This is a genomic window from Streptomyces sp. NPDC007162, from assembly GCF_040634175.1.
Classification (GTDB): Bacteria; Actinomycetota; Actinomycetes; order Streptomycetales; family Streptomycetaceae; genus Streptomyces.
Genome location: NZ_JBEYFC010000724.1, coordinates 1 through 3,651, shown reverse-complemented (window position 1 = coordinate 3,651; position 3,651 = coordinate 1). Strand labels below are relative to the sequence as shown.

Genomic DNA, 3,651 nt, shown 5'->3' with positions numbered 1-3,651 from the left:
GGGGGACCGTGACTGGAAGTCACGGTCCCGCCCTTCTCTCACTTCTCGCCGGCTCTCAGCCCCAGGTGATCAACCGCTTCGGCTGCTCCAGGATCGCCGCGATGTCCGCGAGGACCTTCGAGCCCAGTTCGCCGTCGACCAGACGGTGGTCGAAGCTGAGCGCCAGCGTGGTGACCTGACGCGGCTTCACCTTGCCCTTGTGGACCCACGGCTGGAGCTTGATCGCGCCGACGGCGAGGATCGCCGCCTCGCCCGGGTTGAGGATCGGCGTGCCGGTGTCGATGCCGAAGACGCCGACGTTGGTGATGGTGACCGTGCCGCCCTGCATCGCGGCCGGCGACGTCCTGCCGTCCCGGGCGGTCGAGACCAGTTCGCCCAGTGACTCGGCCAGCTGCGGCAGCGTCTTCGCGTGGGCGTCCTTGATGTTCGGGACGATCAGGCCGCGCGGGGTGGCCGCGGCGATGCCCAGGTTGACGTAGTGCTTGAGCACGATCTCCTGGTCCGCCTCGTCCCAGGAGGCGTTGATGTCCGGGTTGCGCTTGATGGCGACCAGCAACGCCTTGGCGATGAGGAGGAGCGGGTTGACCCGCAGGCCCTGCATCTCCTTGTCCTGCTTGAGCTCCTCGACCAGCTTCATCGTGCGCGTCACGTCCACGGTCACGAACTCGGTGACGTGGGGTGCGGTGAACGCGGAGCCGACCATGGCCGCCGCCGTCGCCCTGCGGACGCCCTTGATGGGGACACGGGTCTCGCGGGCCGTGTCGTACGGGGCGACGGGGGCCGCGGGTACGGCGGCAGCGGCAGGGGCCTCGGGTACGGCCACCGTCGCCTCAGGAGCCGCCGCCACCGCCGCGTGCACGTCCTCGCGCGTGATGATGCCGTCCGGACCCGACGGAGTCACCGTGGCCAGGTCCACGCCGAGGTCCTTCGCCAGCTTGCGCACCGGCGGCTTGGCCAGCGGGCGCGGGCGCTCCTCCGGGGCGTCGGCGGGCGCCGCGGGGGCGGCAGCGTGGGCGTGGCCGTTCAGTTCGCCCTGGACCGCGGACCGGACGGCCGCCTCGGCGACCGTCACCTCCGGTCCCTTGCGCGGGCGGCGCTTCGTGGAGGAGGCCGCCACGCCGTACCCGACGAGGACCGGCTGGCGGCCCTGCGGCTTCGGCTCCTCCTGCGGCGCGGACTCCTCCGCGGGAGCGGCCGGGGCCGCCGGGGCGCCCGCCACGTCCACCGCGATGATCGCCGTGCCCACGTCCACCGTGGTGCCCTCGGCGAAGCGCAGTTCGCGCACCACCCCGTCGTAGGGGATGGGCAGTTCGACGGCCGCCTTGGCGGTCTCGACCTCGCACACCACCTGGCCGTCGGTGACCGTGTCGCCGGGCTGGACGTACCACTTGAGGATCTCGGCCTCGGTGAGCCCCTCGCCCACGTCCGGCATCTTGAACTCGCGTACGGACGCTTCCGTCATCGTCGTCACGACCCTCTCCTCAGTACGCCAGGGCACGGTCGACGGCGTCGAGCACCCGGTCCAGGCCCGGTAGGTACTCCTCCTCCAGGCGGGCCGGCGGGTAGGGGGCGTGGTAGCCGCCGACCCGGAGCACCGGGGCCTCCAGGTGGTAGAAGCAGCGCTCGGTGATGCGGGCGGCGATCTCCGCGCCCGAACCGAAGAACACCGGCGCCTCGTGGACCACGACCAGCCGGCGGGTCTTCTCGACCGAGGCCTGGATGGAGTCGAAGTCGAGCGGGGAGACGGACCTGAGGTCCAGGACCTCCAGGGACCTGCCCTCCTCGGCGGCCGCGTCGGCCACCTCCTGGCAGAGCTTCACCATCGGGCCGTAGGCGGCGAGGGTCAGGTCGGTGCCCTCGCGGACCACGCTGGCCCTGTGCAGCGGGCCGGGGATGGCCTCCGTGTTGACCTCGCCCTTGTCCCAGTAGCGGCGTTTGGGCTCGAAGAAGATCACCGGGTCGTCGCTCTGGATGGCCTGCTGCATCATCCAGTAGGCGTCCGAGGAGTTGGCCGGAGTGACGATCTTCAGGCCGGCCACGTGCGCGAACAGCGCCTCGGGGGACTCGGAGTGGTGCTCGACCGCGCCGATGCCGCCGCCGTAGGGGATCCGGACGACGACCGGCATCTTGACCTTGCCCAGCGAGCGGGCGTGCATCTTGGCGAGCTGGGTGACGATCTGGTCGTAGGCCGGGAAGACGAAGCCGTCGAACTGGATCTCCACCACGGGGCGGTAGCCGCGCAGGGCGAGGCCGATCGCGGTGCCGACGATGCCGGACTCGGCGAGCGGCGTGTCGATGACGCGGCTCTCGCCGAAGTCCTTCTGGAGACCGTCGGTGACCCGGAAGACGCCGCCGAGCTTGCCGACGTCCTCGCCCATGACGAGGACCTTGGGGTCCGACTCCAGCGCGCGGCGCAGCGACTCGTTGATCGCCTTGGCCAGAGCCATCTTTTCCGCTGCCATGGTCAGGCCCCCTCTACGTCCGCGAACGACGCCTGGTAGGCGGCGAACTGGGCTCGTTCCTCGTCGACGAGCGCGTGCCCGTCGGCGTACACGTTCTCGAAGACGGCGAAGTTGTCCGGGTCCGGCATGGCCCGCACCGCTTCGCGCACTCGCCTGCCCAACGCCTCGGACTCGGTCTCCAGTTCCGCGAAGAATCCCTCGTCCGCGTGGTTTGAGGCCTCCAGGTACCGGCGCAGGCGCAGGATCGGGTCCTTCGCCTCCCAGGCCTCGCGCTCCTCGTCGGCCCGGTACTTGGTCGGGTCGTCGGAGGTGGTGTGGGCACCCATCCGGTACGTGTACGCCTCGACGAGCGTCGGGCCCCCGCCGCTGCGGGCGCGCTCCAGCGCCCACTTGGTGACCGCGAGGCAGGCCAGCACGTCGTTGCCGTCGACGCGGACGCCGGGGAAGCCGAAGCCCTGGGCGCGCTGGTAGAGCGGGACCCGGGTCTGCTTCTCGGTCGGCTCGGAGATCGCCCACTGGTTGTTCTGGCAGAAGAACACCACCGGGGCGTTGTAGACCGCGGAGAAGGTGAACGATTCGGCGACGTCGCCCTGGCTGGACGCGCCGTCGCCGAAGTAGGCGATGACCGCGCTGTCCGCGCCGTCCTTGGCGACGCCCATCGCGTAGCCGGTGGCGTGCAGCGTCTGGGAGCCGATGACGATCGTGTAGAGGTGGAAGTTGTTGGTGTTGGGGTCCCAGCCGCCGTGGTTGACGCCGCGGAACATGCCCAGCAGGTTGGTCGGGTCGACCCCGCGGCACCAGGCGACGCCGTGCTCGCGGTAGGTCGGGAAGACGTAGTCGTCCTCGCGGGTGGCGCGCCCGGAGCCGATCTGGGCGGCCTCCTGGCCGAGCAGGGAGGCCCACAGGCCGAGCTCGCCCTGGCGCTGCAGGGCGGTGGCCTCGGCGTCGAAGCGGCGGGTCAGCACCATGTCGCGGTACAGGCCGCGCAGTTCGTCGGGGGTGATCCCGGCGACGTAGGCGTCGTACTCGGCGTTCTTGACCCGCTTGCCTTCGGGGGTCAGCAGCTGCACGAGTTCGGGCTCGGCGCTCTTCTTGGTGGTGGTGCGGCTGGTGGTGCGCTTGGTGCCGGTCTTGCTGCCGGTGGTACCGGCCTTGCCTGCGGCGCTGCGTCGCGGTGTGCCCGCGGCAC

At 71.0% G+C, this 3,651-nt stretch carries 3 protein-coding genes; all 3 read right to left on the bottom strand.

The window, feature by feature from the left end:
- Positions 1–55 precede the first annotated feature (55 nt).
- The gene (locus ABZ646_RS42830; RefSeq protein WP_360532117.1) at positions 56–1,471 is read right to left on the bottom strand and encodes a dihydrolipoamide acetyltransferase family protein; all 1,416 of its coding nucleotides are present in this window, start codon (positions 1,469–1,471) and stop codon (positions 56–58) included.
- Positions 1,472–1,481: 10 nt separating this feature from the next.
- On the bottom strand, positions 1,482–2,462 hold the full coding sequence (locus ABZ646_RS42825; RefSeq protein WP_360532114.1) for an alpha-ketoacid dehydrogenase subunit beta: 981 nt from the start codon (positions 2,460–2,462) through the stop codon (positions 1,482–1,484).
- Between the two features lie 2 nt (positions 2,463–2,464).
- The coding region (gene pdhA / locus ABZ646_RS42820; RefSeq protein WP_360532111.1) for a pyruvate dehydrogenase (acetyl-transferring) E1 component subunit alpha at positions 2,465–3,651 on the bottom strand (1,187 nt) is incomplete at its 5' end.